Annotated in this window: 22 protein-coding genes; 8 read left to right on the forward strand and 14 right to left on the reverse strand. The window is 64.8% G+C overall.

Going from position 1 to position 23,616, the window contains the following annotated elements; translation table 11 throughout:
* Positions 1–72: 72 nt before the first annotated feature.
* Together JQ572_RS13855 and JQ572_RS13860 are read left to right on the forward strand one after the other, a co-directional pair.
* Complete coding sequence (locus JQ572_RS13855) at positions 73–1,038, forward strand: tyrosine recombinase XerC (protein ID WP_211383601.1); 966 nt, start codon at positions 73–75, stop codon at positions 1,036–1,038.
* A gap of 80 nt (positions 1,039–1,118) precedes the next feature.
* Positions 1,119–1,709 carry a DUF4337 domain-containing protein gene (locus JQ572_RS13860; RefSeq protein ID WP_211383602.1) on the forward strand — a complete coding sequence of 197 codons (591 nt, stop codon included), beginning with the start codon at positions 1,119–1,121 and terminating at the stop codon, positions 1,707–1,709.
* 78 nt (positions 1,710–1,787) lie between these two features.
* Here JQ572_RS13860 and JQ572_RS13865 read toward each other — a convergent pair whose 3' ends face one another.
* The 10 genes from JQ572_RS13865 to zapE form a co-directional block, all read right to left on the reverse strand.
* Entirely contained in the window at positions 1,788–2,318 is a 531-nt protein-coding gene (locus tag JQ572_RS13865; RefSeq protein ID WP_211383603.1) for a hypothetical protein, read from the reverse strand.
* A gap of 34 nt (positions 2,319–2,352) precedes the next feature.
* On the reverse strand, positions 2,353–3,753 hold the full coding sequence (lpdA, locus tag JQ572_RS13870) for a dihydrolipoyl dehydrogenase (RefSeq protein WP_211383604.1): 1,401 nt from the start codon (positions 3,751–3,753) through the stop codon (positions 2,353–2,355).
* Positions 3,754–3,810: 57 nt separating this feature from the next.
* A complete protein-coding gene (locus JQ572_RS13875; RefSeq protein WP_211383605.1) occupies positions 3,811–4,572 on the reverse strand; it encodes an SDR family oxidoreductase in 762 nt (253 codons plus the stop codon).
* A 55-nt stretch (positions 4,573–4,627) separates the two neighbouring features.
* Positions 4,628–5,869: a 2-oxoglutarate dehydrogenase complex dihydrolipoyllysine-residue succinyltransferase gene (gene odhB, locus JQ572_RS13880; protein ID WP_211383606.1), complete on the reverse strand. Its 1,242-nt coding sequence runs from the start codon at positions 5,867–5,869 to the stop codon at positions 4,628–4,630.
* A 177-nt stretch (positions 5,870–6,046) separates the two neighbouring features.
* Positions 6,047–9,016: a 2-oxoglutarate dehydrogenase E1 component gene (locus JQ572_RS13885; RefSeq protein WP_211383607.1), complete on the reverse strand. Its 2,970-nt coding sequence runs from the start codon at positions 9,014–9,016 to the stop codon at positions 6,047–6,049.
* Between the two features lie 137 nt (positions 9,017–9,153).
* Positions 9,154–10,038 (reverse strand): succinate--CoA ligase subunit alpha, encoded by an 885-nt coding sequence (gene sucD, locus JQ572_RS13890; protein WP_148755124.1) that lies wholly within the window; start codon positions 10,036–10,038, stop codon positions 9,154–9,156.
* A gap of 34 nt (positions 10,039–10,072) precedes the next feature.
* Entirely contained in the window at positions 10,073–10,552 is a 480-nt protein-coding gene (locus JQ572_RS13895; protein WP_211383608.1) for a DUF1579 family protein, read from the reverse strand.
* Positions 10,553–10,556: 4 nt separating this feature from the next.
* Positions 10,557–11,753 (reverse strand): ADP-forming succinate--CoA ligase subunit beta, encoded by a 1,197-nt coding sequence (gene sucC, locus JQ572_RS13900; protein WP_211383609.1) that lies wholly within the window; start codon positions 11,751–11,753, stop codon positions 10,557–10,559.
* A 220-nt stretch (positions 11,754–11,973) separates the two neighbouring features.
* On the reverse strand, positions 11,974–12,942 hold the full coding sequence (mdh, locus tag JQ572_RS13905; RefSeq protein WP_094972741.1) for a malate dehydrogenase: 969 nt from the start codon (positions 12,940–12,942) through the stop codon (positions 11,974–11,976).
* A 221-nt stretch (positions 12,943–13,163) separates the two neighbouring features.
* Complete coding sequence (gene zapE / locus JQ572_RS13910; RefSeq protein ID WP_211383610.1) at positions 13,164–14,348, reverse strand: cell division protein ZapE; 1,185 nt, start codon at positions 14,346–14,348, stop codon at positions 13,164–13,166.
* Between the two features lie 196 nt (positions 14,349–14,544).
* On the opposite strand from zapE, the gene JQ572_RS13915 reads away from it, so the two are divergent.
* The gene (locus tag JQ572_RS13915) at positions 14,545–14,799 is read left to right on the forward strand and encodes a type II toxin-antitoxin system VapB family antitoxin (protein ID WP_211383611.1); all 255 of its coding nucleotides are present in this window, start codon (positions 14,545–14,547) and stop codon (positions 14,797–14,799) included.
* Positions 14,799–15,203 carry a type II toxin-antitoxin system VapC family toxin gene (locus tag JQ572_RS13920; RefSeq protein ID WP_211383612.1) on the forward strand — a complete coding sequence of 135 codons (405 nt, stop codon included), beginning with the start codon at positions 14,799–14,801 and terminating at the stop codon, positions 15,201–15,203. Before JQ572_RS13915 ends, JQ572_RS13920 begins: the two co-directional genes overlap by 1 nt.
* 18 nt (positions 15,204–15,221) lie before the next feature.
* Here the strand turns inward: JQ572_RS13920 and thpR are convergent, their stop codons facing one another.
* Entirely contained in the window at positions 15,222–15,758 is a 537-nt protein-coding gene (thpR, locus tag JQ572_RS13925; RefSeq protein ID WP_211383613.1) for an RNA 2',3'-cyclic phosphodiesterase, read from the reverse strand.
* Positions 15,759–15,932: 174 nt separating this feature from the next.
* Positions 15,933–16,568, reverse strand: a complete 636-nt coding sequence (locus JQ572_RS13930) for an arylesterase (RefSeq protein WP_211383614.1) — start codon at positions 16,566–16,568, stop codon at positions 15,933–15,935.
* 55 nt (positions 16,569–16,623) lie between these two features.
* Here JQ572_RS13930 and JQ572_RS13935 point away from each other — a divergent pair, with 55 nt between their 5' ends.
* From JQ572_RS13935 to JQ572_RS13950, 4 genes are all read left to right on the forward strand, one after another.
* Positions 16,624–17,346, forward strand: coding sequence for an ABC transporter ATP-binding protein (locus tag JQ572_RS13935; RefSeq protein ID WP_211383615.1), 723 nt, complete (start codon positions 16,624–16,626; stop codon positions 17,344–17,346).
* Positions 17,343–19,913, forward strand: coding sequence for an ABC transporter permease (locus JQ572_RS13940; protein WP_211383616.1), 2,571 nt, complete (start codon positions 17,343–17,345; stop codon positions 19,911–19,913). Before JQ572_RS13935 ends, JQ572_RS13940 begins: the two co-directional genes overlap by 4 nt.
* A gap of 270 nt (positions 19,914–20,183) precedes the next feature.
* Positions 20,184–20,975, forward strand: a complete 792-nt coding sequence (locus JQ572_RS13945; RefSeq protein ID WP_211383617.1) for a Bax inhibitor-1/YccA family protein — start codon at positions 20,184–20,186, stop codon at positions 20,973–20,975.
* A 228-nt stretch (positions 20,976–21,203) separates the two neighbouring features.
* On the forward strand, positions 21,204–21,734 hold the full coding sequence (locus tag JQ572_RS13950; protein ID WP_211383618.1) for a GNAT family N-acetyltransferase: 531 nt from the start codon (positions 21,204–21,206) through the stop codon (positions 21,732–21,734).
* A gap of 7 nt (positions 21,735–21,741) precedes the next feature.
* Here JQ572_RS13950 and JQ572_RS13955 read toward each other — a convergent pair whose 3' ends face one another.
* Positions 21,742–22,110 (reverse strand): DUF2794 domain-containing protein, encoded by a 369-nt coding sequence (locus JQ572_RS13955; protein ID WP_211383619.1) that lies wholly within the window; start codon positions 22,108–22,110, stop codon positions 21,742–21,744.
* A 590-nt stretch (positions 22,111–22,700) separates the two neighbouring features.
* Positions 22,701–23,477: a DUF1223 domain-containing protein gene (locus JQ572_RS13960; RefSeq protein ID WP_211383620.1), complete on the reverse strand. Its 777-nt coding sequence runs from the start codon at positions 23,475–23,477 to the stop codon at positions 22,701–22,703.
* Positions 23,478–23,616: the final 139 nt, after the last annotated feature.

The raw sequence follows: 23,616 nt of genomic DNA on the forward strand, positions 1-23,616 counted from the left end.
CTGAGGCCGCCTTAGCGAACGATAAACGAGTGTGATGCGATATACTGGGTGGAATCACCACGTCCAGAGCGCATGAGCAAAGCGGCCGCCCCACAGATCGAGCTCGCCAGCGCCGATCCTGACATCGCGCAGCAGATGACGCGCTGGCTGTCGCATCTCGGCTCCGAGCGGCGGCTGTCGCCGAAGACGCTGGAGGCCTATGGCCGCGACCTGCGGCAGTGCCTGAATTTCCTCAGCAATCATTGGGGCGAGCGCGTGACGCTGAAGCGCTTCGCCGCGCTGGAAGCCACTGACATCCGCGCCTTCATGGCGATGCGCCGCGCCGACGACATCGCCGGCCGCTCGCTGATGCGCGCGCTGGCGGGCCTGCGCTCGTTCGGCCGCTTCCTCGAACGCGAGGGCAAGGGCAAGGTCGGCGCGCTCTCGGCGATCCGCGCGCCGAAGGTCGCGAAAAGCCTGCCAAAGCCGCTGCCGATGGCGTCGGCCAAGCGTCTAGCGGATGCCGACGAGCGCGCCGGCGAGGACCGCGAGACCTGGATTCTGGCGCGCGATGCCGCGGTGATGGCGCTGCTCTACGGCTCGGGCCTGCGCATTTCCGAGGCGCTGGGCTTGAAGCGCCGCGAGGTGCCGCGGCCCGGCGAAGGCGACGTGCTGATCGTGACCGGCAAAGGCAACAAGACCCGCATGGTGCCGGTGCTGCAGAACGTGCTCGCGCTCGTTCAGGAATACGTTTCGATGTGCCCGTATCCGCTGCCCGCCGAGGGGCCGATCTTCGTCGGCGCCCGCGGCGGCCCCTTGAGCCCGCGCATCATCCAGCTCGCGATGGAGCGGCTGCGCGGCGCGCTCGGCCTGCCCGACAGCGCGACACCGCACGCGCTGCGCCATTCCTTCGCCACGCATCTCTTGTCGCGCGGCGGCGATCTGCGCGCGATCCAGGAATTGCTCGGCCATTCCTCGCTCTCGACCACGCAGATCTACACCGGCATCGATTCGGAGCGCCTGCTCGAAGTCTATGCGAGCGCGCATCCGCGGCGGTGACACACTGACGTCATAACTTGCTTGCCTCTTGCGCGGCGCCCGCGGTTCGGTCAATCGTGGGGAACCGACAGGAGGGATCTATGAGCGCACATGAAAGCATGGAGCACGCCGAACACGCCGAGCACGCGTCCGGCTCGAACAAGAAGATCGCGCTCCTGATCGCCGTTCTGGCGCTGTTCCTGGCGATCTCGGAGACGCTCGGCAAGGGCGCCCAGACCGAATCGATCAGCAAGAACGTCGAGGCCTCCAATCTCTGGGCGTTCTTCCAGGCCAAGAGCATCCGCCGCACGGTGGTGCAGACCGCGGCCGACCAGGGCAAGCTCATCCTCGGCGCGGCGAGCGACGAGGCCAACAAGGTGGCGGTGCAGAAGCAGATCGAGGACTGGCAGAAGACCGCGGCGCGCTACCGCTCCGAGCCCGAGACCGGCGAAGGCACCGAGCAACTCGCCGAGAAGGCCAAACATGCCGAGCACGAGCGCGATGAAGCCACCGCCAAGTACCATCACTTCGAGCTGGCGTCGGCGGCCTTCCAGATCGGCATCGTGCTGGCGTCGGCGACGATCATCACCGGAATGCTGGCGCTCGCCTATGTCGCTGGCCTGCTGACGCTCGGCGGCGTCGCCATGACCGCGCTCGGCCTGTGGTTGCCACATCTGCTGCATTTGCATTGAGACGCTGAGGCACATGACACGCCCTTCGCCAGGCCGGCACCTGAGGATTTGGCGGAGACGCAGGTTCAGGAACCGCACTTACCGCGCTTCGTGCACGCTCTTGCGGAAGCGCTGGATCAGGCGGAGGGTCCGGGAGGACCAGCCCTCGCCGTTACCGGAGATCAGCTCGCGGATGCGCTGCTTGATCGGATCGACCAGTTCGGCGGCCTTGGCGCGGAGCTTCAGCACCAGATCATAGATCCGCTCGAACCAGTGCATCTCCAGCAGCTTGTCGCGCGTCACGTCGAAGACGAAGGCGGTGACGCCGACGCCGAGCAGCTTCGCGAACAGGATCGTGAAGATCGCGCTGGTCCAGTATTCATGCGTGAGCAGCCACAGGCCGACCAGCTTGAGCGGAAACAGCGGGATGATGGGGACCGCGAACACGATCAGCGTCATCGCCGGCGACAGCGCATCGACGCGATCCGACAGCCATTGCTTGAACCGGGCGAGCGGAATGATCGCAACGACCCGCGCCACGATCGGTTCGAGATGGTCCCACAGCCAAGCTTCGATCAGGAAGACGATCGCAAGCAGGACCCAGACCGGTTGAAGGAGGCGGCGCAGCATATGTTGTCCCGCCCGATTCGGCTCGGAGCGTCGCCTACATATGGATGGCCCGCTTGCCGACTGCAAGCGCCGCTTCCTTGACGGCCTCCGAACGCGTCGGGTGCGCGTGGCAGGTGCGGGCGAGATCCTCCGCACTTCCGCCGAATTCCATGAGAACGCAGGCTTCGTGGATCATTTCGCCGGCCTCGATGCCGATGATGTGCACGCCGAGCACGCGATCGGTCTTCGCATCTGCGAGAATTTTCACAAAGCCGTCGGTGGTCTGGTTGACCTTGGAGCGGCCGTTGGCGGTAAAGGGAAACTTCCCGACCGTATAGGCCACGCCCGCCTGCTTCAGCTCCTCCTCGGTCTTGCCGACGGAGGACACTTCCGGCGTGGTATACACGACGCCTGGGATAACGTCGTAGTTCACGTGGCCGGCCTGGCCGGCGATGATCTCCGCGACCGCGACGCCTTCATCCTCGGCCTTGTGCGCAAGCATCGGGCCCGCGACGACGTCGCCGATGGCATAGACGCCCTTGAGGCTGGTGGCGAAATGCGGATCGATCTGCACCCGGCCGCGATTGTCCAGCGCAACGCCGGCTTCCTTCAGGCCCAGCCCGTCGGTGTAGGGCACGCGGCCGATGCAGACGAGCACGACGTCGGCTTCCAGCGTCTCCGCGGCGCCGCCGGCGGCGGGCTCGATGGTCGCCTTCAGCGTCTTGCCCGAGGTGTCGACGGCGGTGACCTTGGCGCCGAGCTTGAATGCAAAACCCTGCTTCTCGAGGATGCGCTGGAATTGTTTTGCAATTTCGCCATCCATGCCTGGCAGGATACGGTCCAGGAATTCGACGACGACGACCTCGGCACCGAGCCGCTTCCACACCGAGCCGAGTTCGAGGCCGATCACGCCGGCGCCGACGATCAGGAGCTTGCCGGGGACCTTGTCCAGCGACAGCGCGCCGGTGGATGAGACGATGCGCTTCTCGTCGATCTCGATGCCCTTGAGGCGCGCGATGTCCGAGCCGGTGGCGATCACGATGCTCTTGGTTTCGATCACCTGCGACTTGCCGTCGGCGGAGACTTCCACCTTGCCGGTGCCGAGGATCTTGCCGGTGCCCTTGAGCACGTCGACCTTGTTCTTCTTCATCAGGAACTCGACGCCCTTGACGTTGCCGTCGATGCCCTGCTGCTTGAAGTTCATCATTGCCGGAAGCTCGAGTTTCGGCGCGGAGACGCTGACGCCCATCTTGGCGAAGGAGTGCCCGGCTTCCTCGAACATCTCGGACGCGTGCAGCAGCGCCTTGGACGGCATGCAGCCGACATTGAGGCAAGTGCCGCCGAGCGTTGCGTTCTTTTCCACCACGGCGACTTTCATGCCGAGCTGCGCTGCACGCACCGCGCAGACATAACCGCCCGGTCCGGTGCCGATGACGACGAGATCGTAGGTAGCCATGAGAGAAAGTCCCGTAGGTTTAGCGTGATGAGGATGTGTCAGCGTCCGCGCGGCGCGTCAGCGTCCGCCGGACACATCGAGAATGGCCGAGGTGACGTAGGAGGCATCGTCCGACATCAGCCAGACGATGGCATTGGCGACTTCATCGGCGGTACCGACGCGCTTCATCGGCACCATATGGGCCAGACGATGGTGCCGATCGGGCTCGCCGCCAGAGGCGTGGATTTCGGTGTCGATCAGGCCGGGGCGGATGCCCGCGACGCGAATCCCCTCGTTGGCAACCTCGTAGCCGAGGCCGATGGTGAAGGAATCGATCGCGCCCTTGGAGGCGGCATAGTCGACATAGGTATTGGGCGCGCCGAGCTTGGCAGCAACCGATGACAGATTGACGATGACGCCGCCGTTGCCGCCGTGCCTGGTCGACATCCGCTTCACCGCCTCGCGCGCGCAGAGGATGGAGCCGGTGACGTTGACCGCCATGACGCGCTGGATGCGCTCGGCCGACATCTCGTCGACGCGCACGCCGCTGGTCCCGACGATACCGCCGTTGTTGACGAGCGCGCCGAGCGTGCCGAACTTGTCGGCTTGCTTGAACAGTTCGACGATGTCGCTTTCCTCGGCGACATCGCATTTCACCGCGATGGCCTTGCCGTTGCTGGCCTCGATCAGGCTGACCACCTCGTCGGCGGCGGTCTTGTTGCTGGCATAGCCGACCACGACACGGAAGCCGCGCGCGGCCGCAGCAATGGCAGTCGCGCGACCGATGCCGCGGCTGCCGCCGGTGATGACAACGACTTTATCCGTCAAGCTTGCCTCCATCTTTCGACAAACGCCGCCGCCCCTTCAGGCGACGGCGTCTTCAAGGCATCAGGGATCAGAGGTCCAGCACCAGCCGCGCCGGATCTTCCAGGCTCTCCTTGACGCGAACCAGGAAGGTGACGGCTTCCTTGCCGTCGATGACGCGGTGATCATAGGACAGCGCCAGATACATCATCGGGCGGACCTCGATCTTGCCGCCGACGACCATCGGCCGCTCCTGGATCTTGTGCATGCCGAGAATGCCGGACTGCGGCGCGTTGAGGATCGGGGTCGACATCAGCGAGCCGTAGATGCCGCCATTGGTGATGGTGAAGGTGCCGCCCTGCATCTCGTCGATCTTGAGCTGGCCGTCGCGGGCGCGGCGACCGAAATCGGCGATCCCCTTCTCGATGTCCGCGATCGACTTGTTGTCGCAGTCGCGGACAACAGGCACGACGAGACCCTTGTCGGTGCCGACGGCGACGCCGATGTGGTAATAGTTCTTGTAGATCAGATCGGTGCCGTCGATCTCTGCGTTGACGGCCGGGATGTCCTTCAGGCCCTGCACGACGGCCTTGGTGAAGAAGCCCATGAAGCCGAGCTTGCTGCCGTGCTTCTTCTCGAACGCGTCCTTGTAGTGCGCGCGCAGCGCCATGACGTTGGTCATGTCGACCTCGTTGAAGGTCGTGAGCATGGCGGCGGTGTTCTGCACGTCCTTGAGGCGGCGCGCGATGGTCTGGCGCAGCCGGGTCATCTTGACGCGCTCTTCGCGGGCGGCGTCATCGGCCGGCGAGGGCGCGCGGACCTGAACCGCTGCGGCGGGCTGGTTGACCGGGGTCGGCGCCGAGGCCGCGCGTTCGATCGCAGCTAACATGTCGCCCTTGGTGACGCGGCCGTCCTTGCCGGAGCCCGGAACGGTCGAGGCGTCGATGCCGGTCTCGGCCGAGAGTTTTCGCACGGAAGGGGCGAGCGGCGCATCGGCCGGCGGCGCCTTCGGCGCCGGCGCAGCAGCAGCAGCAGCGGCCGCCGGAGCAGCGGCAGCGGGCTTGGCCGGCGCAGCAGCCGGCTTGGCAGCGCCAGCGGCGCCTTCGGTGATCTGGCCGAGCAGCGCACCCACGGCGACCGTCGCGCCATCGGCAGCGATGATCTCGCTCAGCGTGCCGGCGGACGGCGCCGGGACTTCGATGGTGACCTTGTCGGTCTCGAGCTCCACCAAGGGCTCGTCGACGGCGACGGGATCGCCGGCCTTCTTGAACCAGCGGCCGATGGTGGCCTCGGTGACGGATTCGCCGAGCGTCGGCACACGAATTTCAGTCATGGTCTTTTCCTTAAGGAGATCGCCAATGCGGTCATAAGTGCGGATGTCATCGCCTGCGAAAAGCAAGCCATCCGGCAAGCCGCAACGTTCGCATTCACGACGACGTCACGACTTACCGGATGCCCCGCTCCGGTGCGCGATTGCGCACAAGGCGGGGCATGACGCAGTTCAAAAAGTTCAGCTCAGTGCTTCGTCCAGGAACGCCTTCAACTGCGCCTGATGCTTGGACATCAGACCGGTCGCGGTCGCGGCGGAGGCGGCGCGGCCGACATAACGCGGACGCCGGCTCGCACCGTTCACCTGGTTCAGCACCCATTCCAGATAGGGCTCGATGAAGTGCCAGGCCCCCATGTTGCGGGGCTCTTCCTGGCACCACACCACTTCGGCCTTCTTGAAGCGCGACAGCTCGGCCACCAGCGCCTTCAGCGGCACCGGATAGAGCTGCTCGACACGCATCAGGTAGATGTCGTCGATGCCGCGCTTCTCGCGCTCCTCGTAGAGGTCGTAATAGACCTTGCCGGAGCAGAGCACGATGCGACGGATCTTCTCGTCCGGGACGAGCTTGACCGGCTCGCTCGGCAGCATCTGGGCGTCATCATAGAGGATGCGGTGGAAGGTCGTTCCCTTCGCGAGCTCCTCGAGACGCGACACCGCCCGCTTGTGACGGAGCAGCGATTTCGGCGTCATCAGGATCAGCGGCTTGCGGATCTCGCGATGAAGCTGACGGCGCAGCACGTGGAAGTAGTTCGCCGGCGTGGTCGGATAGACCACCTGCATGTTGTCTTCAGCGCACATCTGGAGATAACGCTCGAGCCGCGCCGAGGAGTGCTCCGGTCCCTGGCCCTCATAGCCGTGCGGGAGGAGGCAGACGAGACCGGACATGCGCAGCCATTTGCGCTCGCCCGAGGAGATGAACTGGTCGAACACGACCTGCGCTCCGTTGGCGAAGTCGCCGAACTGCGCCTCCCAGAGGGTCAGCGTGTTCGGCTCGGCGAGCGAGTAGCCGTATTCGAAGCCGAGCACGGCTTCTTCCGACAGCAGCGAGTTGATGACCTCGTAATGGCCCTGCTCGTGGCCGAGATGGTTGAACGGCGTGTAGCGGCTCTCGTCTTCCTGGTCGATCAGGACCGAATGGCGCTGCGAGAAGGTGCCGCGCTCCGAATCCTGGCCCGACAGGCGGACGTGGTGGTTCTCGTTGAGTAGCGTGCAGAATGCCAATGCCTCGCCGGTCGCCCAGTCGATGCCGGTGCCGCCGTCGATCGCCTTGGCACGATTTTCCAGAAAGCGCTGGATGGTGCGATGGACGCGGAAACCGTCCGGCACCTTGGTGATCTTGCGGCCGATTTCCTTGAGCTCGGCGATGTCGACGCCGGTGACGCCGCGCCGCGCATCTTCTTCCTGGTCGGCGATCTTGAAGCCAGCCCATTTGCCGTCGAGCCAGTCGGCCTTGTTGGGCTTGTAGCCGGAGCCGGCTTCGAGCTCGGCATCGAGCCGCGCGCGCCAGTCCGCCTTGGCCTTCTCGACCTCGCCCTCGGTCAGCACGCCTTCGTTGATGAGGCGGCGGGCGTAGAGCTCGAGCGTCGACGGATGGGCCGCGATCTTCTTGTACATCACCGGCTGGGTGAAAGCCGGCTCGTCGCCCTCGTTATGACCGTGCCTGCGATAGCAGAACATGTCGATGACGACGGGCTTGTGGAATTTCTGCCGGAACTCGGTCGCGACCTTGGCCGCGAACACCACGGCTTCCGGATCGTCGCCGTTGACGTGGAAGATCGGCGCGTCGATCATCTTCGCCACATCCGACGGATAGGGCGAGGAGCGCGAGTAACGCGGATAGGTGGTGAAGCCGATCTGGTTGTTGACGATGAAGTGCACGGAGCCGCCGGTGCGGTAGCCCTTCAGGTCGGACAGACCGAAGCATTCCGCGACCACGCCCTGGCCTGCGAACGCGGCGTCGCCATGCATCAGCAGCGGCAGCACCGAGATGCGCATGTCCGGCGGATCGCCGTGCTGGTCCTGCTTGGCGCGGACCTTGCCGAGCACCACGGGATCGACGATCTCGAGATGCGAGGGATTGGCGGTCAGCGACAGATGGATGCGGTTGCCGTCGAACTCGCGGTCCGAGGACGCGCCGAGGTGATATTTGACGTCGCCGGAGCCTTCGACCGCATCGGGGTTGGCCGAACCGCCCTTGAATTCGTGGAACAGGGCGCGATGCGCCTTGCCCATCACCTGGGTCAGCACGTTGAGGCGGCCGCGATGCGGCATGCCAAGCACGACCTCCTTCACGCCGAGATTGCCGCCGCGCTTGATGATCTGCTCGAGCGCGGGGATCAGCGATTCGCCGCCGTCCAGACCGAAGCGCTTGGTGCCGGTGAACTTGGTGTCGCAGAATTTCTCGAAACCTTCGGCTTCGACCAGTTTCATCAGGATGGCTCTGCGGCCTTCGCGGGTGAACGAGATCTCCTTGTCCGGCCCCTCGATCCGCTCCTGGATCCACGCCTTCTGCGCGGCATTGGTGATGTGCATGAACTCGACGCCGAGCGTCTGGCAGTAGGTGCGCTCGCAGATCGCGGTGATCTCGCGCAGGCTGCCATATTCGAGGCCGAGCACGTGATCGAGGAAGATCTTGCGGTCGAAATCGGCTTCGCTGAAGCCGTAGGTGCGCGGGTCGAGCTCTTCGCGGTTACGCGGGGCTTCGATGCCGAGCGGATCGAGCTTGGCGTGGAAGTGGCCGCGCATCCGGTAGGAGCGGATCAGCATCAAGGCGCGGACGGAGTCGCGCGTGGCCTGCAGCAGGTCGGCGGAGGAGAGGCCGCCACCCTTGTCGCCACTCTTGGCCTGCGCCTTGGCGGCAATCTTGGCGCCGACCACCTTCTCGACCTCGGCCCAGTTGCCGTCTAGCGCGGAGGTCAGGTCGTCCTGCGGGGTCAGCGGCCAGTTGGCGCGCTCCCAGGACGGGCCTTCGGCATTCTTCCGGACGTCGCCGGGCTGGTCGTTCAGGCTCTTGAAGAACTCCTGCCACTCGGCGTCGACCGAGGACGGGTCCTTCTCGTAGCGGGCGTAGATTTCGTCGATGTAGGTGGCGTTGGTGCCCTGCAAAAAGGAGGAGAGGGCAAAGGCTGCGTTCGCGTCTTGGCGAGACATACTTGAGTTCCTGGCGATTTCGGTTCGCGCATAACAAACGGCGCTGGCGTCGAGCCTCCCGGCAGAGGCTCGACGCGACAGGCACCATTTACCCTATTTGCTGCGAAACTTCGCCCGGAAAAGTACGAAGAAGTGAACTAGCCTTTCAACTTTTCGGCAAGCGTATGCCCGAGGCGTGCGGGAGACGGCGACACTGTAATCCCTGCGGATTTCATCGCGTCGGTCTTGGAACCGGCGTCGCCCTTGCCGCCCGAAATGATCGCGCCGGCATGGCCCATGCGGCGGCCGGGAGGTGCGGTGACGCCGGCGATGAAACCGACCATCGGCTTCTTGCGGCCGCGCTTGGCCTCGTCCTTGAGGAACTGGGCGGCGTCCTCCTCGGCGGAACCGCCGATCTCGCCGATCATGATGATGGATTCGGTCTTGGGGTCGGCCAGCAGCATTTCCAGCACGTCGATGAACTCGGTTCCCTTGACCGGGTCGCCGCCGATGCCGACCGCGGTGGTCTGGCCGAGGCCTTCCTGCGAGGTCTGGAACACGGCTTCATAGGTCAGCGTGCCGGAGCGGGAGACGATGCCGACGCTGCCGGTCTTGAAGATGTTGGCCGGCATGATGCCGATCTTGCATTCGCCGGCGGTCATGACGCCCGGGCAGTTCGGCCCGATCAGGCGCGACTTGGAGCCGGCCAGCGAGCGCTTCACGCGCACCATGTCGATGACCGGGATACCTTCGGTGATGCAGACGATCAGCGGGATCTCGGCGTCGATGGCTTCGCAGATCGCGTCGGCCGCACCCGGCGGCGGCACGTAGATCACCGAGGCATCGGCGCCGGTCTTCTCACGTGCCTCGCGCACGGTGTCGAACACCGGCAGGCCGAGATGCGTCGCGCCGCCTTTGCCCGGCGAGGTGCCGCCGACCATCTTGGTGCCATAGGCGATCGCGGCTTCGGAGTGGAAGGTGCCGTTCTTGCCGGTAAAGCCCTGGCAGATGACCTTGGTGTTCTTGTCGATCAGGATGGACATGAGGTCTGCTTTCGCGAAACTAACGAGTGAGAGGTCAGTGGATGCGGCGGTAGACGCCGGTGAGCACGTCAGCCCAGCCTTCCGCGTCCGGCGAGAACTGGATCTTCAACGAATAGGAATCATCGTCGATGATTTCGTAGACGTGGCGCGCATTGCCGCGGAGCGAACCGCGCACCAGCGTCAGGGTCTTGCCGACCCACCCGCCCGAAGCGGGCGAGGGCGGCGTGTAGCCGAGCGAGTCGTACCAGAACAATTTGTAGGTCCGGTCCTCGCGATCGAAGGTGAAGATGCCGTGGGTGGCGAAGCTTTGCTTGCCCTCGCGCGTCTGCACCGAGTCCTGGATCAAGTAGAACCCGTTGAGATCCATGTGCGCGACGACGTGAGACGTGGCCGACCCGCCTTCCGTCCAGCGCGACGGAAAGACCACCTCTTCGCCATTCCATTCGCCGGCGAACGCGGCGAGACGCGCATGCTCTGCAAGCGGGGACGATGCAGCGAGATGGTCCTGGGTCATGGCCTCAGCCTCCCTTGACGGCCTTCACGATCTTCTGTGCGGCGTCGTCGAGATTGTCCGCCGGCACCACGTTCAATCCGGATTCACGGATGATCTTCTTGCCGAGCTCGACATTGGTGCCTTCGAGGCGGACCACCAGCGGAACGCTGAGGCCGACCTCGCGCACGGCAGCCGTGACGCCCTCGGCGATCACGTCGCACTTCATGATGCCGCCGAAGATGTTGACCAGGATGCCCTTCACGTTGGGATCGGCGGTGATGATCTTGAAGGCGGCCGCGACCTTTTCCTTGCTGGCGCTGCCGCCGACGTCGAGGAAGTTCGCCGGCGCCATGCCGTAGAGCTTGATGATGTCCATCGTCGCCATGGCGAGACCGGCGCCGTTGACCATGCAGCCGATGTTGCCGTCGAGCGTGACGTAGTTGAGGTCGTATTTCGACGCCTCGATTTCCTTGGCGTCTTCCTCGGTCTCGTCGCGCAGCGCGAGCACCTCGGGGTGACGGAACAGCGCGTTGTCGTCGAACGACACCTTGGCGTCGAGCACGCGGAGCTGGCCCTGCTTGGTCACGACCAGCGGGTTGATCTCCAGCATCGACATGTCCTTGGCGACGAAGGCCGCGTAGAGCTGCGCGGTGAGCTTCTCGGCCTGCTTGGCAAGGTCGCCCGACAGCTTCAGCGCGTTGGCGACCGTGCGGCCGTGATGGCCCATGATGCCGGTCGCCGGATCGACCGAGAAGGTGACGATCTTCTCGGGGCTGTTGTGCGCGACGTCCTCGATGTTGACGCCGCCCTCGGTCGACACCACGAACGAGACGCGCGAGGTCTCGCGGTCGACCAGGATCGAAAGGTAGAATTCCTTGTCGATGTCGGAGCCGTCCTCGATGTAGAGGCGGTTGACTTGCTTGCCGGCGGGGCCGGTCTGGATCGTCACCAGCGTGGCGCCGAGCATCTGCTTGGCGAATTCGGCGACCTCGGCGGCCGACTTGGCGATACGGACGCCGCCCTTGTCGCCGGCGGAGGCTTCCTTGAACTTGCCCTTGCCGCGGCCGCCGGCGTGGATCTGGCTCTTCACCACCCAGACCGGGCCCGGGAGGGCCTTGGCAGCGGCTTCCGCGTCCGCGGGCTTCAGGACGGGAACGCCCTTGGAGATCGCCACGCCGAACTCGTTCAGCAGCGCTTTGGCCTGATATTCATGGATATTCATATGGTCGCTCCCTGAACCCGCGGGCGGTGACCTCTTGGGCCCACCTCAGTCTTGTGGCTGGCATACCATATACCACAGGAACTGCAACACGGATTCTTTGACATCGATCTGGACTGCCGAACCGGAAAACCCGCCAGGCCTTCAACAAGAGTTGCAGCCGGGCCCCGGAAGTGAAACCGCCGAAGACCGGTTTTTCGATCTTCGGCGGGGAATTTTGCGCTTAGCGGCCGAGAAGATCGGGGGCGATCTTCTTGCAGGCGTCCACCAGGCCCTGCACCGCCCCGACCGACTTGTCGAAGGCCTCGCGGTCCTTGCCGGCGAGCTCGATCTCGACGACGCGCTCGACGCCCTTGGAGCCGATCACGACGGGCACGCCGACATACATGTCCTTCACGCCGTATTCGCCGTTGAGGTAGGCGGCCGAGGGCAGCACGCGCTTCTTGTCACGCAGATAGCTCTCGGCCATCGCGATCGCGGACGCCGCCGGCGCGTAGAAGGCCGAACCGGTCTTGAGCAGATTGACGATCTCGGCGCCGCCGTTGCGGGTGCGGTCGACAATCTCGTCAAGGCGCGCCTGCGAGGTCCAGCCCATCTTGACGAGGTCGGGCAGCGGAATGCCGGCGACGGTGGAGTACTTCACCAGCGGCACCATGGTGTCGCCATGGCCGCCCAGCACGAACGCGGTGACGTCCTCGACCGAGACGTTGAACTCGTCGGCCAGGAAGTAGCGGAAGCGCGACGAATCCAGCACGCCGGCCATGCCGACGACCTTCTTGTGCGGCAGGCCGCTAGCCTTCTGCAGCGCCCAGACCATGGCGTCGAGCGGGTTGGTGATGCAGATGACGAAAGCGTCGGGGGCGTACTTCTTGATGCCGGCACCGACCTGCTCCATGACCTTGAGGTTGATGGAGAGGAGGTCGTCGCGGCTCATGCCGGGCTTGCGCGGCACGCCGGCGGTGACGATGCAGACCTTTGCATTGTCGAGCGCCTCGTAGGAATTCGCGCCGGTATAGTGCGCGTCAAAACCGTCGACCGGCGAGGACTGCGCGATGTCGAGCGCCTTGCCCTGCGGCACACCCTCGGCGATGTCGAACATCACCACGTCGCCCAGTTCTTTCAGGCCGATGAGATGAGCCAGCGTTCCGCCGATCTGACCGGAGCCAATCAAAGCAATCTTGTCGCGCGCCATGTGAACCTGTCCTTTAGACACGTAAGGAGGGGAAAACTGACAGGGTGGTTATCCCTTTCGCTTCCGCCGTTCAAGTCGGTGGATGCCCAATTGTCGGGCTTGCCGATGCCTCGGGCACGCAGCCCTGTCATTCCGGGCTCGCGACCAACGGGTCCGCGCAAAGCGCGGCCCGATGACGGACTCCGTCGCGAGCCCGGAATGACAGCGCTGGCAAATAGGACTTAAGTCTCCACCAGGCCCTTGGTCGAGCCGCTCGCGGTGGAATCCTTGCGGCCGTGAGGCAGCGCCAGATAGGATTCCGAGCTCATTTCGATCAGGCGCGACGCGGTGCGCTTGAACTCGTTGGCCTCGTTGCCCTCGTGGGCGAGATAGAGCGAGATCGGATTGGCATCGGCCGAGGCCATCAGCTTCACGGCGTTGTCATAGAGCGTGTCGATCAGCGTGATGAAGCGCTTGGCGGAATTGCGCCGGGAGAAATCCATCACGGGAATATGGTCGACCAGGATGGTGTGGTAGTCGTGCGCCAGCCTGAGGTAGTCGGATGCGCCTAACGGCTTCTCGCAGAGATCGGCGAACGCAAAGCGCGCGACGCCATGGGCCGAGCACGGCACGTGCAGGATGCGGCCCTTGATCGAAATATCGCGCGACCTGCATTTGGCGCCGCCCGACATCTTCGACCAGGCGCGGTCGAGCGCTGCGTCCGCGTCGCTGTCCGCCGGCGTCAGCCACATCGGCACGCCCTGGAGCTTCTCCAGCCGGAAGTCGGTGCGCGCATCGAGCCGCGCCACGTCCATGTGATCCGTGATCTGCTTGATGAAGGGCAGGAACAGCGAACGGTTCAGGCCGCCCTTGTAGAGATCTTCGGGCGCGACGTTGGAGGTCGCGACCACCACGGTGCCGAGCTCGAACAATTTTGCGAACAGCCGGCCGAGGATCATCGCGTCGGCGATGTCGGTGACGTGAAATTCGTCGAAGCAGAGCAGCCAGCTCTCCTCGAAGATCGCGTTCGCGGTCAGCGCGATGACGTCGCCATCGGCGATCTCGCCGCGCGCGATGCTCTGGCGGTAGTCGTAGATGCGCTCGTGCACATCGGCCATGAATTCGTGGAAATGCGCGCGCCGCTTGTGCTCGACGGTGCTGTGCTGGAAGAACAGGTCCATCAGCATGGTCTTGCCGCGGCCGACCTCGCCATGGATGTAGAGCCCGCGCGGCGCCTCGTCCTTGTCGCTGCTGAACAGGCGGCTGAGCAGGCCCTGCTTGCGCGCCGGCTTGTAGTTTGCGAGCCGCTGGTCGAGCGCCGCATAGGCTTCCGCGACTTCGGCCTGCGCGGCATCGGGCTCGATCGCGCCGGACGCGATCTGGGCCTGATAAGCCTCGCGGAATGAGGAACTGGGGGTCGAGAGCATGGCTCTTTACCGCCAGAGATGAGCGAAAATTGCAACTCCGTATTGGCGCAAGGGCTTATGCGCCCCCACCCGTCGCGGACAGATCGCATGCATGCACGGACCTTGGCGCGAGACGCGGCACCCGGGCCGCCACGAGGATCATTCTTGCGCTCCGCCGGGCTAGAATATACCTATTGAGGAACCAAGGAACCTCGGTATGGCGCTTAGCATCAAGGACCCCGAAACGGAGCGGTTGGCGCGAAGTCTGGCGCAATTGACCGGCGAGAACATCACGACGGCAACCAAGCGCGCCATCGAGGAGCGTTTGCGCCGGCTCGGCGGTCAAGCCCACAAAGACGCTCTGCTTCAAGACATGGCCGAGATCAGGCGACGCTGGAGCGAAATGCGCGTCCTGGATGACCGCACGCCTGAGGAAATTCTCGGATACGACGAGCATGGATTGCCGCGCTGATGGTGATCGATACGTCGGCGATCGTGGCAATCGCGCTCAACGAAGACGATGCAGCGGATATCGAGCGACTGATCGTCGACGATCCGATCCGCCTGATCTCTGCGGCAACGGTGCTTGAAGCGACGAAGGTGATCGAGACACGGCTCGGTGATGCGGGCGGGCGCGAATTCGATCTCTGGCTCGTCAAGATCGGCGCCGAGATCGTGGCGGTCGATGCCGGACAAGCCGATGCAGCACGGCGCGCCTGGCGGCGTTACGGGAAGGGGCGTCATGCCGCGTCACTCAACTACGGCGATTGCTTTTCGTATGCGCTGGCTTTGACCCGCAGCGAACCACTGCTCTTCACAGGCAAGGACTTTGCGAAGACCGACGTCAGCCGGCCGGGCGTTGCACCGCCGCGATAGCGCGCCGAAGCGAAGACCTCACGGACACAGCTCGTAGGCGTCCTCGACCACATACGGGCCGCCGCCGGTGGAGGCACGCGACGAGAACAGCACGAAGCGTTCGGCCACGAAGGCCTTGCTGGGGAAGTAGCCGCGCATCGAGAGATAGTCGGCGACATCACGGTCGGTGGCGTCGTGCAGCCGGGCCAGCGTGACGTGCGGGATGAACTTGCGCCCCTCCGGGTCGAGACCGATCCGCTGCATCATGCGCTCGAGCTCGGCCTGCAATTCCATCAGCGGCCTGCTCGGCGCGATGGTCGCGACCACAGCGCGCGGCTTGCGTCCGCCAAAACTCTGCAAGCCCTGCACCTTCACCTCGAATGGCTTGCGATCGACCCGAAACAGCATCGAGGCGATCTCGTTGGCGGACATGCCGTCGATATCGCCGATGAAGCGCAGGGTGACGTGATAATTTTCGGGATCGATCCATCGGGCGCCGGGAAGGCCGCCCCGCAAATTGGAAAGCGTCTGGCTGACTTCAGCCGGGATTTCCAGACCAGTGAACAAACGCGGCATCGTTTCGCACTCCCGATGCTTGGACATGATCCCTGGGCAGGATCATATCCAAATTTTAGAGCCGGCGACGAATCACCGGTACCCTGATTTCTATCGCGTTTGTGTGACTCTGCGAAGCATGACCCGTGAACTCACGGGATAACCCTTTCGGTTAGGGTTAGCGCTGCCTGCTTTTCAACGCCGTTGCTCAGCTATCGTGCCGATGAATGCCTCTACCGTGGGCATGATGTTGCCGACGATGATGTCGACGCCGGGCGCGGTCGGATGAATGCCGTCGGCCTGGTTGAGCTTGGCGTCGGCCGCGACGCCGTCGAGGAAGAACGGATAGAGCGGCACGCCGAATTTTTTCGCCAGATCCGGATAAATCGAATTGAAGCGCGCGGCATAGTCCGCGCCGTAATTGGGCGGCGCCAGCATGCCGCACAGCATCACCGCGATCTTGCGTGCCTTGAGGCGCTGGACGATCTCGGTCAGCGCCGCGCGCGTCAGGTCGGGCTCGATGCCGCGCAACGCGTCGTTGGCGCCGAGCTCGATGATCACGCCGTCGGTTCCGTCCGGGACCGACCAGTCGAGCCGGTCGCGGCCGCCGGAGGCGGTGTCGCCGGACACCCCCGCATTGGTCATGTCGCCCACTATGCCTTTGGCCTGCAAGGCTTTTTGAAGTTTTGTCGGGAACGCCTCCTGGGCCGGAAGGCCGAGGCCGGCGCTCAAGGAATCGCCCAGAACGACAAGCTTGACCGGTTTTGTCGTTTCCGCCCAGGCCGGGTTCGCGACCGTCATCAAAGCGAGCATCAACACGGCTATGTGCATGAACAATCCGTAACGCCTCTCGACCGCGTGTGCGGAGTTGCCATATGACCGGACCATGGACACTCGCCTCGATTCCTCTTCGCTCGCCGGCACCGCGCCGGACACCATCGCCATCTCCAACGTCAATCTGTCATTGGGTACGGGCGCGGCACGCGTTCACATCCTAAAGGATATCAGCTTGCGCGTCGGCCGTAGCGAGACGATCGGCCTGATCGGCCCGTCAGGCTCGGGCAAATCCACGCTGCTGATGGTGATGGCGGGGCTGGAACGTCCTGATAGCGGAGAGGTGGTGGTCAGCGGCACGGCTTTCAATGCCCTCGACGAGGACGCGCTGGCCCGCTTCCGCGGCCGCCAGGTCGGCATCGTCTTCCAGTCCTTCCATCTGATTCCGACCATGACGGCGCTGGAGAACGTCGCCGTGCCGCTCGAGCTTGCCGGCAATCCGGATGCCGCAAAGCGAGCGGCGCAGGAGCTGCAATCGGTCGGGCTCGGCGACCGTCTGCATCACTATCCGACGCAGCTGTCCGGCGGCGAGCAGCAGCGCGTCGCGCTCGCCCGCGCGCTGGCACCCGATCCCGCCATCCTCGTCGCCGACGAGCCGACCGGCAATCTCGACGAAGCCACCGGACAACAGATCGTCGATCTCCTGTTCAGCAAACATGCCGAACGCGGCATGACGCTGGTGCTGGTCACGCACGATTCCTCGCTCGCGCATCGCTGCGATCGCGTCATCCGCCTGCGCTCCGGCCGCATCGACACGCAGTCTGCGCCGGCATGAGCATCGCGGCCGAACCGTTCGCGAAGCCCAACGGCGTCGCGCTGTCGCTGCGCTACGCGCTGCGCGAATTGCGCGGCGGCCTGCGCGGCTTCTACGTCTTCATCGCCTGCATTGCGCTCGGCGTGATGGCGATCGCCGGCGTCGGCTCGGTTTCGGCGAGCCTGAGCGACGGGCTCGCGCGTGAAGGCCGGACGCTGCTCGGCGGCGACGTGTCGTTCGTGCTGTTCCAGCGCGAGGCCAAGCCGGACGAAGTCGCCTTCCTGCGCGCGCGCGGCACGGTCTCGACCGCCGCGACCTTGCGCGGCATGGCGCGTTCGGCCGAGGGCAAGCTCGCGCTGGTTGAAATGAAGGCGGTCGACGGCACCTATCCGATGCTGGGCCAGCTGACGCTGGTGCCGCAAATGCCGATGCCCGATCTGCTCGCGGAGCGCGACGGCGCGTTCGGTGCCGCCGCAGATCCGACGCTGCTGGCGCGGCTGTCGCTCAAGACCGGCGATCGCGTCACCATCGGATCCGCGACGTTCCAGATCCGCAGCACCGTCGAGGCCGAGCCCGACAAGCTCGCCAGCGGCATCGGCTTCGGCCCGCGATTTCTCATCAGCGAGGCGGGGTTGCGCGCCACCGGCCTGATCCAGCCCGGCAGCCTGGTGCGCTGGGTCTACCGGGTGAAATTGCCTGACACCGCCAACAGCGAGCGCGCCACCGAAACCTTTATCGCGGACGCGCGCAACGCGGCGCCGCAGGCCGGCTGGGAGGTCCGCAGCCGCTCCAATGCCTCGCCGCAACTCGAGCGCAACATCAACCGCTTCACGCAGTTCCTGACCCTGGTCGGCCTCGCCGCGCTGCTGGTGGGCGGCGTCGGCGTCGCCAATGCCGTCAAGAGCCATATCGACCGCAAGCTCGAGGTGATCGCGGCCTTCAAGGCGATCGGCGCGACCGGGCGCGACGTCTTCGGGATCTACCTGGCGCAGGTTCTCCTGCTCGCGGCGATCGGCTCGGCGATCGGCCTTGCACTCGGTGCTGTCATGCCCTTCGCCATCGTCGGCCTGTTCGGCAAGCTGTTGCCGTTGCCGGTGGTGCCGGCGGTGCATGCCGACGAGCTTGCGCTGTCCTTCGTCTACGGGCTTCTCACCGCGCTCGCCTTCGGCCTGTGGCCGCTCGGCCGCGTGCACGACGTGCCGGTGGCGGCGTTGTTCCGCGACACCATCAGTTCCGAATGGCACCGGCCGCGCGTGGGCTACCTCGTGTTCATGGCCGTCGTGGTCGCGCTGCTCGTCGCGGTGGTCATCGGACTTTCTTTCGACAAGCCCATCGCCGCGGTATTCGTGGCCTCCTCCGTCGTCGTGTTCGCGCTGCTGCGCGGCATCGCCGCGCTCTTGATGACGATCGCGCGACGGCTGCCGCGCTCGCGGTTTCCGATGCTGCGGCTTGCGATCGCCAACATCCACCGGCCGGGCGCGCTGACGCCCTCGGTCGTGCTGTCGCTCGGGCTCGGCCTCGCCGTGCTCGTCACCATCACCCAGATCGACGGCAATCTGCGCCGGCAGTTCCTTGCGGCCCTTCCCGAGCACGCGCCGTCGTTCTTCTTCATCGACATCCCGAGCACGCAGGCCGCGCAATTCGACGGCTATCTGCGCCAGATCGCGCCCGGCGCGAAGGTCGAGGACGTGCCGATGCTGCGCGGCCGCATCGTCGGCGCACGCGGGGTCCGCGCCGAGGACCTCAAACCCACCACCGATTCCGAATGGGTGCTGCAGAGCGACCGTGGCCTGACCTACACCGCCGATCTGCCGAAGGGCTCCAAGGTGGTCGAGGGCGAGTGGTGGAGCGCAGATTATGCCGGCCCGCCGCTGGTCTCGATGGAGAAGAAGATCGCGGACGGCCTCGGCCTCAAGCTCGGCGACGAGGTGGTGGTCAACGTTCTAGGCCGGGACATCCCCGCCAGGATCGGCAATCTGCGCACCATCGACTGGCAGGGCCTCGGCATCAATTTCGTCCTGGTGTTCTCGCCGAACGCCTTCAAGGGCGCGCCGCACACCCACATCGCAACGCTGACAGAGGCCGGCGGCGACGCTGCGGGCGACGGCAAGATCATCAAGGAGGTCGCCGACGCCTATCCGATGGTGACGAGCGTGCGCGTGCGCGAGGTGATGGAGACGGTCGGCTCGGTCGTGACCAACCTTGCGCTCGCGATCCGCGGCGCCAGCGCGGTCACCCTGATGTCGGCGATCCTGGTGCTGGGCGGCGCGCTCGCCGCCGGCCACCGCCACCGCGTCTACGATGCCGTGATCCTCAAGACCCTGGGCGCGACCCGGCTGCGGCTGCTCGGCGCCTATGCGCTCGAATACCTCCTGATCGGGCTGGCCACCGCGGTGTTCGGCGTGATCGCCGGCAGCATCGCCGCCTGGATGATCGTGACGCGGCTGATGACGCTGAGCTTCGTCTGGCAGGCCGGCAGCGCGGCCGGCGTGGTCGCGGCCGCCCTCGTCGTCACCGTCGGGCTCGGGCTCGCCGGCACGCTGCTGGCGTTGAACAAAAAGCCCGCCACGGTGTTGCGGAATTTGTGACAAATGGTAGCGGGTGGCAACGCGATGTCGGAATCGCGCGATTCCGGCGATTAACCACGTCCGCTCGCCAGGATTGCGGGAAAGGGCGACATTCAGCCGCGCGTGGATGGTTGCAGCGGATGTGTTAGTTTCCCACATATCGAACGGGTTCGGAGTCCCGATTGTGAGCCAAATTTAATGTCGGCACACACCGGTATCCGAGATAGAATTTGACGAACCGGTGGCATGGCGACCCTCATGCCGGACCGGCCAACCAACGGGAATTCGACCATGTCGGACCTAGACCGTAACTACGCTTCTCCTTTCGGCAGGGCCGCCGGGCGTGTTGACGCCGCGACGGTCGATGCCGGCCTGCGCTCCTATATGCTGCGCATCTACAACTACATGAGCATTGGCCTGGCCATCACCGGCCTCGCCGCGCTCGGCGTCTACATGGCCGCCGTGACCGACGTTCCGACCCCGGAAGCCGTCCGCGTCGGCAAGCTGTTCCTGACGCCGTTTGGCTACGCGATGTTCGTCAGCCCCCTGAAGTGGCTGTTCATGCTCGCGCCGCTCGCCATGGTGTTCGTGATCTCGGCGGGTATCAACCGTCTCGCTCCTTCGACCGCCCAGATCCTGTTCTGGGTGTTCGCGGCGCTGATGGGTGTCTCGCTGTCCTCGATCTTCCTGGTGTTCACGCACACCTCGATCGTGCGGGTGTTCTTCATCACCGCGGCCACGTTCGGTGCGCTCAGCCTCTACGGCTACACCACCAAGCGTGATCTGACCGGAATGGGATCGTTCCTGTTCATGGGCCTGATCGGCATCATCATCGCGAGCCTGGTCAATTTGTTCCTGGCCAGCACGATGCTGCAGTTCATCGTCTCCGTGGTCGGCGTGCTGGTGTTCGCGGGCCTCACCGCCTGGGATACCCAGCGGCTGAAGAACGACTACATCTACGGCTACGCGTCGGCCGGCGGTGACGTTGCAGAGCGTGCGGCCATCACCGGCGCGCTGTCGCTGTACCTGAACTTCATCAACCTGTTCACGCTGCTCCTGCAGCTGCTCGGCCAGCGCGACTAAGCGCTGAGACGAGAGAACGGACACGAACCCCGGCCGAGAGGCCGGGGTTTTTGTTTGGGCCCGGATGCTTCCCCAAACGCCGTCATTGCGAGCGAAGCGAAGCAATCCAAAGAGCCTCCGCGGATGCATTTCTGGATTGCTTCGTCGCAAGGGCTCCTCGCAATGACGAAGTATGTGGAAGCATCGTTGCCTCTTCCAGCCGTCCCGGTAAGGCTCTAATCTCCTCCCATGTCCGCACCTGAGATCAGACCAGCCCTTGAGGCCGACCTTCCCGCCATCACCGCCATCTACCAGCAGGCTGTCCGCGAGGGCACCGCGACGTTCGAGCTGGCGCCGCCCGACCTGGCTGAAATGACGCGCCGCTACCGCGCGCTGGTCGACGGTGGCTATCCCTATTTCGTCGCCATCCTCGACGGGCGCGTCGCCGGCTATGCCTATGCCGGTGCCTACCGGCCAAGGCCGGCGTACCGCTTCACGGTCGAAAACTCGATCTACCTCGATCCGTCCTTCCACCGCCGCGGCATCGGGGCGCTCCTGCTGGAGCGGCTGATCGTCGAATGCGAGGCGCGCGGCTTCCGCCAGATGATCGCCGTGATCGGCGATTCCGCCAATGCCGGCTCGATCGGCGTGCACACCAAGGGCGGCTTCAAGATGATCGGCACCCATCCCAATGTCGGGCTTAAATTCGGCCGCTGGCTGGACACCGTGATGATGCAGCGCGACCTCGGTGAGGGCGCGAGCACGGTGCCGGGGAAGTAGAGCCTCGTCAGACCACCGCCAATTTCCGGTCGATCACCAGGAGCACGCGCTCCAGCTCGTGGCCGCGGCGCAGGATCAAGCCCGTCGCCGAAATCACACTGTACATGCCTTGCTTGCGCGCGAGCCGCGGATCCTTCTCAATTCGATAGATCGGCACTTCCGAGGCGCGGCGAAAGACCGAGAACACGGCGCGGTCTTTCAGGAAGTCGATGGCATAGTCGCGCCACTCGCCATCGGCGACCATCCGGCCGTAGAGATTGAGAATACGGTGCAGCTCGAGCCGGTTGAACGTCACGCGGCTCAGTTGAGCATTGGCAGCGGCGGGGCGCGCCGCCGCGCGCTGTTCGCTCGGATCGGCATCCTCCGACAGACTCATGGAGCGCCTCCTGTCGCATCAGCATGGTCGCGTCCGCGAAGACCGTCCCCGGAACCGCGGATCATGACAGTTGCATGATTGCGCCAACCGTTCTCCTCTGCAAGAGGCTCCTGGTTCCACCGGCCAAATCGGTTGCAAATCAGCACACACGCAACGGTGGCAATATATCGCGGCGAACCGTCACGGGATCGTTAGCAGGAATCATAGTGTCGCCGCTTTTCCGCCCAGCGACTGCCGCCCTGCACTGCGAAAAGACCTGTGTGCGTTGACCCGGTCCTTTCGGTTCCGGATTCCTCAGCCCCCAGCCCCCCGGGGTCGTCAGGATCGGGTCTGTTCGCGCCACAAGGAGGGCCAACGCGAGTTGGTCCTTTTTTGTTTATGTCCGGATGTTTCCGGCTCGACCAAGTTCTCCCCACCACTGCGCAAACTCTCGCCCCTCATCCTGAGAGCCGCGAAGCGGCGTCTCGAAGGATCGAGGCCCGAGATGCATCAGCGGGGCCTGCATGGTTCGAGACGGCGCTGGCGCGCCTCCTCACCATGAGGATTGAGAGCGGGGATTTGTCGGAGAGAAAGCGAAGCGCCGAGCGAGTTCAGTGCAGCGACGTGTAGGCCGCGCCAAGCATCGGGCCCGGTTTTTCTCGGCTGCCGTCCTGGACATAGACCACCGCGCCGTCGACGCCGTCGCGCGTGAGGTTCTCGATCGGCACCGTCCAGCTTTCCGGACGTCCGGTCCAGTCGCCCACCTTGAGCAGGTTGCGCACGACGTTGTGATAGATCACCTGCTGCCCGCGATTTTCGCCGCGGCTGATCGCGATCGGCACCGACTTCGCAATCGAGCAGATCCAGACCTCGCCATGCGAGACCGCAGGCTCCTTGCTGGCGGCCACCGAGACGTTGATCTGCTTGCCCGCCAGCGACATCGTCACCGGCACGCTCATCACGCCCACGCCCTTGTCGGTCTTGCCGATCGCATTCTCGATACCGGTGCGGTCGCTGCCGACGACGTGCGTGGAGCCGTTGACCACGACTTGCGGCGTGTAGACCTCGCGGTCGCCGCGCATGCGCGAATAGGCACGCTGCCGCGCCGAGAAGCGTGAATCCGCCAGCGTGTCCTTCCAGCCGAGATAATCCCAATAGTCGATCGGCATGCTCAGCGCGATGATCGAGGGATCGCTGGAGAGGTCGCCGATGATCTTGTCGGCCGGCGGGCAGGACGAGCAGCCCTGGGAGGTGAAGAGCTCGACCACGGCGCGAGGATCAGCCTCGGCAGGACGTATGACGGCGACGATCGCACAGATACCAAGTGCTCCCGACCAGAAGGCACCAGACCAACGTGAAACCAGATGAGAAGCCGTCATTGTTGTCATGTCGTACGCCGCACACCATTGCTCGTGAGAAGGGAAATCTTACCGCCGGATGGTCACCGTAGTCTTACGGGCGCGGCACACTCTAGCGTCCAGACAACCACCCAAAGCGAGGTATTTCGCAGGGCGGGCCCGTCCGAAG

Origin of the sequence: Bradyrhizobium sp. SZCCT0153 (assembly GCF_018129995.1) — a bacterium.
Lineage (GTDB): Bacteria > Pseudomonadota > Alphaproteobacteria > Rhizobiales > Xanthobacteraceae > Bradyrhizobium > Bradyrhizobium japonicum_G.

Bases quoted from the DNA above. Each gene is read 5' to 3' on its own strand.
- JQ572_RS13855 (WP_211383601.1), top strand. From the start codon at position 73: ATGAGCAAAGCGGCCGCCCCACAGATCGAGCTCGCCAGCGCCGATCCT.
- JQ572_RS13860 (WP_211383602.1), top strand. From the start codon at position 1,119: ATGAGCGCACATGAAAGCATGGAGCACGCCGAACACGCCGAGCACGCG.
- JQ572_RS13865 (WP_211383603.1), bottom strand. From the start codon at position 2,318: ATGCTGCGCCGCCTCCTTCAACCGGTCTGGGTCCTGCTTGCGATCGTC.
- lpdA (WP_211383604.1), bottom strand. From the start codon at position 3,753: ATGGCTACCTACGATCTCGTCGTCATCGGCACCGGACCGGGCGGTTAT.
- JQ572_RS13875 (WP_211383605.1), bottom strand. From the start codon at position 4,572: ATGGAGGCAAGCTTGACGGATAAAGTCGTTGTCATCACCGGCGGCAGC.
- odhB (WP_211383606.1), bottom strand. From the start codon at position 5,869: ATGACTGAAATTCGTGTGCCGACGCTCGGCGAATCCGTCACCGAGGCC.
- JQ572_RS13885 (WP_211383607.1), bottom strand. From the start codon at position 9,016: ATGTCTCGCCAAGACGCGAACGCAGCCTTTGCCCTCTCCTCCTTTTTG.
- sucD (WP_148755124.1), bottom strand. From the start codon at position 10,038: ATGTCCATCCTGATCGACAAGAACACCAAGGTCATCTGCCAGGGCTTT.
- JQ572_RS13895 (WP_211383608.1), bottom strand. From the start codon at position 10,552: ATGACCCAGGACCATCTCGCTGCATCGTCCCCGCTTGCAGAGCATGCG.
- sucC (WP_211383609.1), bottom strand. From the start codon at position 11,753: ATGAATATCCATGAATATCAGGCCAAAGCGCTGCTGAACGAGTTCGGC.
- mdh (WP_094972741.1), bottom strand. From the start codon at position 12,942: ATGGCGCGCGACAAGATTGCTTTGATTGGCTCCGGTCAGATCGGCGGA.
- zapE (WP_211383610.1), bottom strand. From the start codon at position 14,348: ATGCTCTCGACCCCCAGTTCCTCATTCCGCGAGGCTTATCAGGCCCAG.
- JQ572_RS13915 (WP_211383611.1), top strand. From the start codon at position 14,545: ATGGCGCTTAGCATCAAGGACCCCGAAACGGAGCGGTTGGCGCGAAGT.
- JQ572_RS13920 (WP_211383612.1), top strand. From the start codon at position 14,799: ATGGTGATCGATACGTCGGCGATCGTGGCAATCGCGCTCAACGAAGAC.
- thpR (WP_211383613.1), bottom strand. From the start codon at position 15,758: ATGCCGCGTTTGTTCACTGGTCTGGAAATCCCGGCTGAAGTCAGCCAG.
- JQ572_RS13930 (WP_211383614.1), bottom strand. From the start codon at position 16,568: ATGCACATAGCCGTGTTGATGCTCGCTTTGATGACGGTCGCGAACCCG.
- JQ572_RS13935 (WP_211383615.1), top strand. From the start codon at position 16,624: ATGGACACTCGCCTCGATTCCTCTTCGCTCGCCGGCACCGCGCCGGAC.
- JQ572_RS13940 (WP_211383616.1), top strand. From the start codon at position 17,343: ATGAGCATCGCGGCCGAACCGTTCGCGAAGCCCAACGGCGTCGCGCTG.
- JQ572_RS13945 (WP_211383617.1), top strand. From the start codon at position 20,184: ATGTCGGACCTAGACCGTAACTACGCTTCTCCTTTCGGCAGGGCCGCC.
- JQ572_RS13950 (WP_211383618.1), top strand. From the start codon at position 21,204: ATGTCCGCACCTGAGATCAGACCAGCCCTTGAGGCCGACCTTCCCGCC.
- JQ572_RS13955 (WP_211383619.1), bottom strand. From the start codon at position 22,110: ATGAGTCTGTCGGAGGATGCCGATCCGAGCGAACAGCGCGCGGCGGCG.
- JQ572_RS13960 (WP_211383620.1), bottom strand. From the start codon at position 23,477: ATGACAACAATGACGGCTTCTCATCTGGTTTCACGTTGGTCTGGTGCC.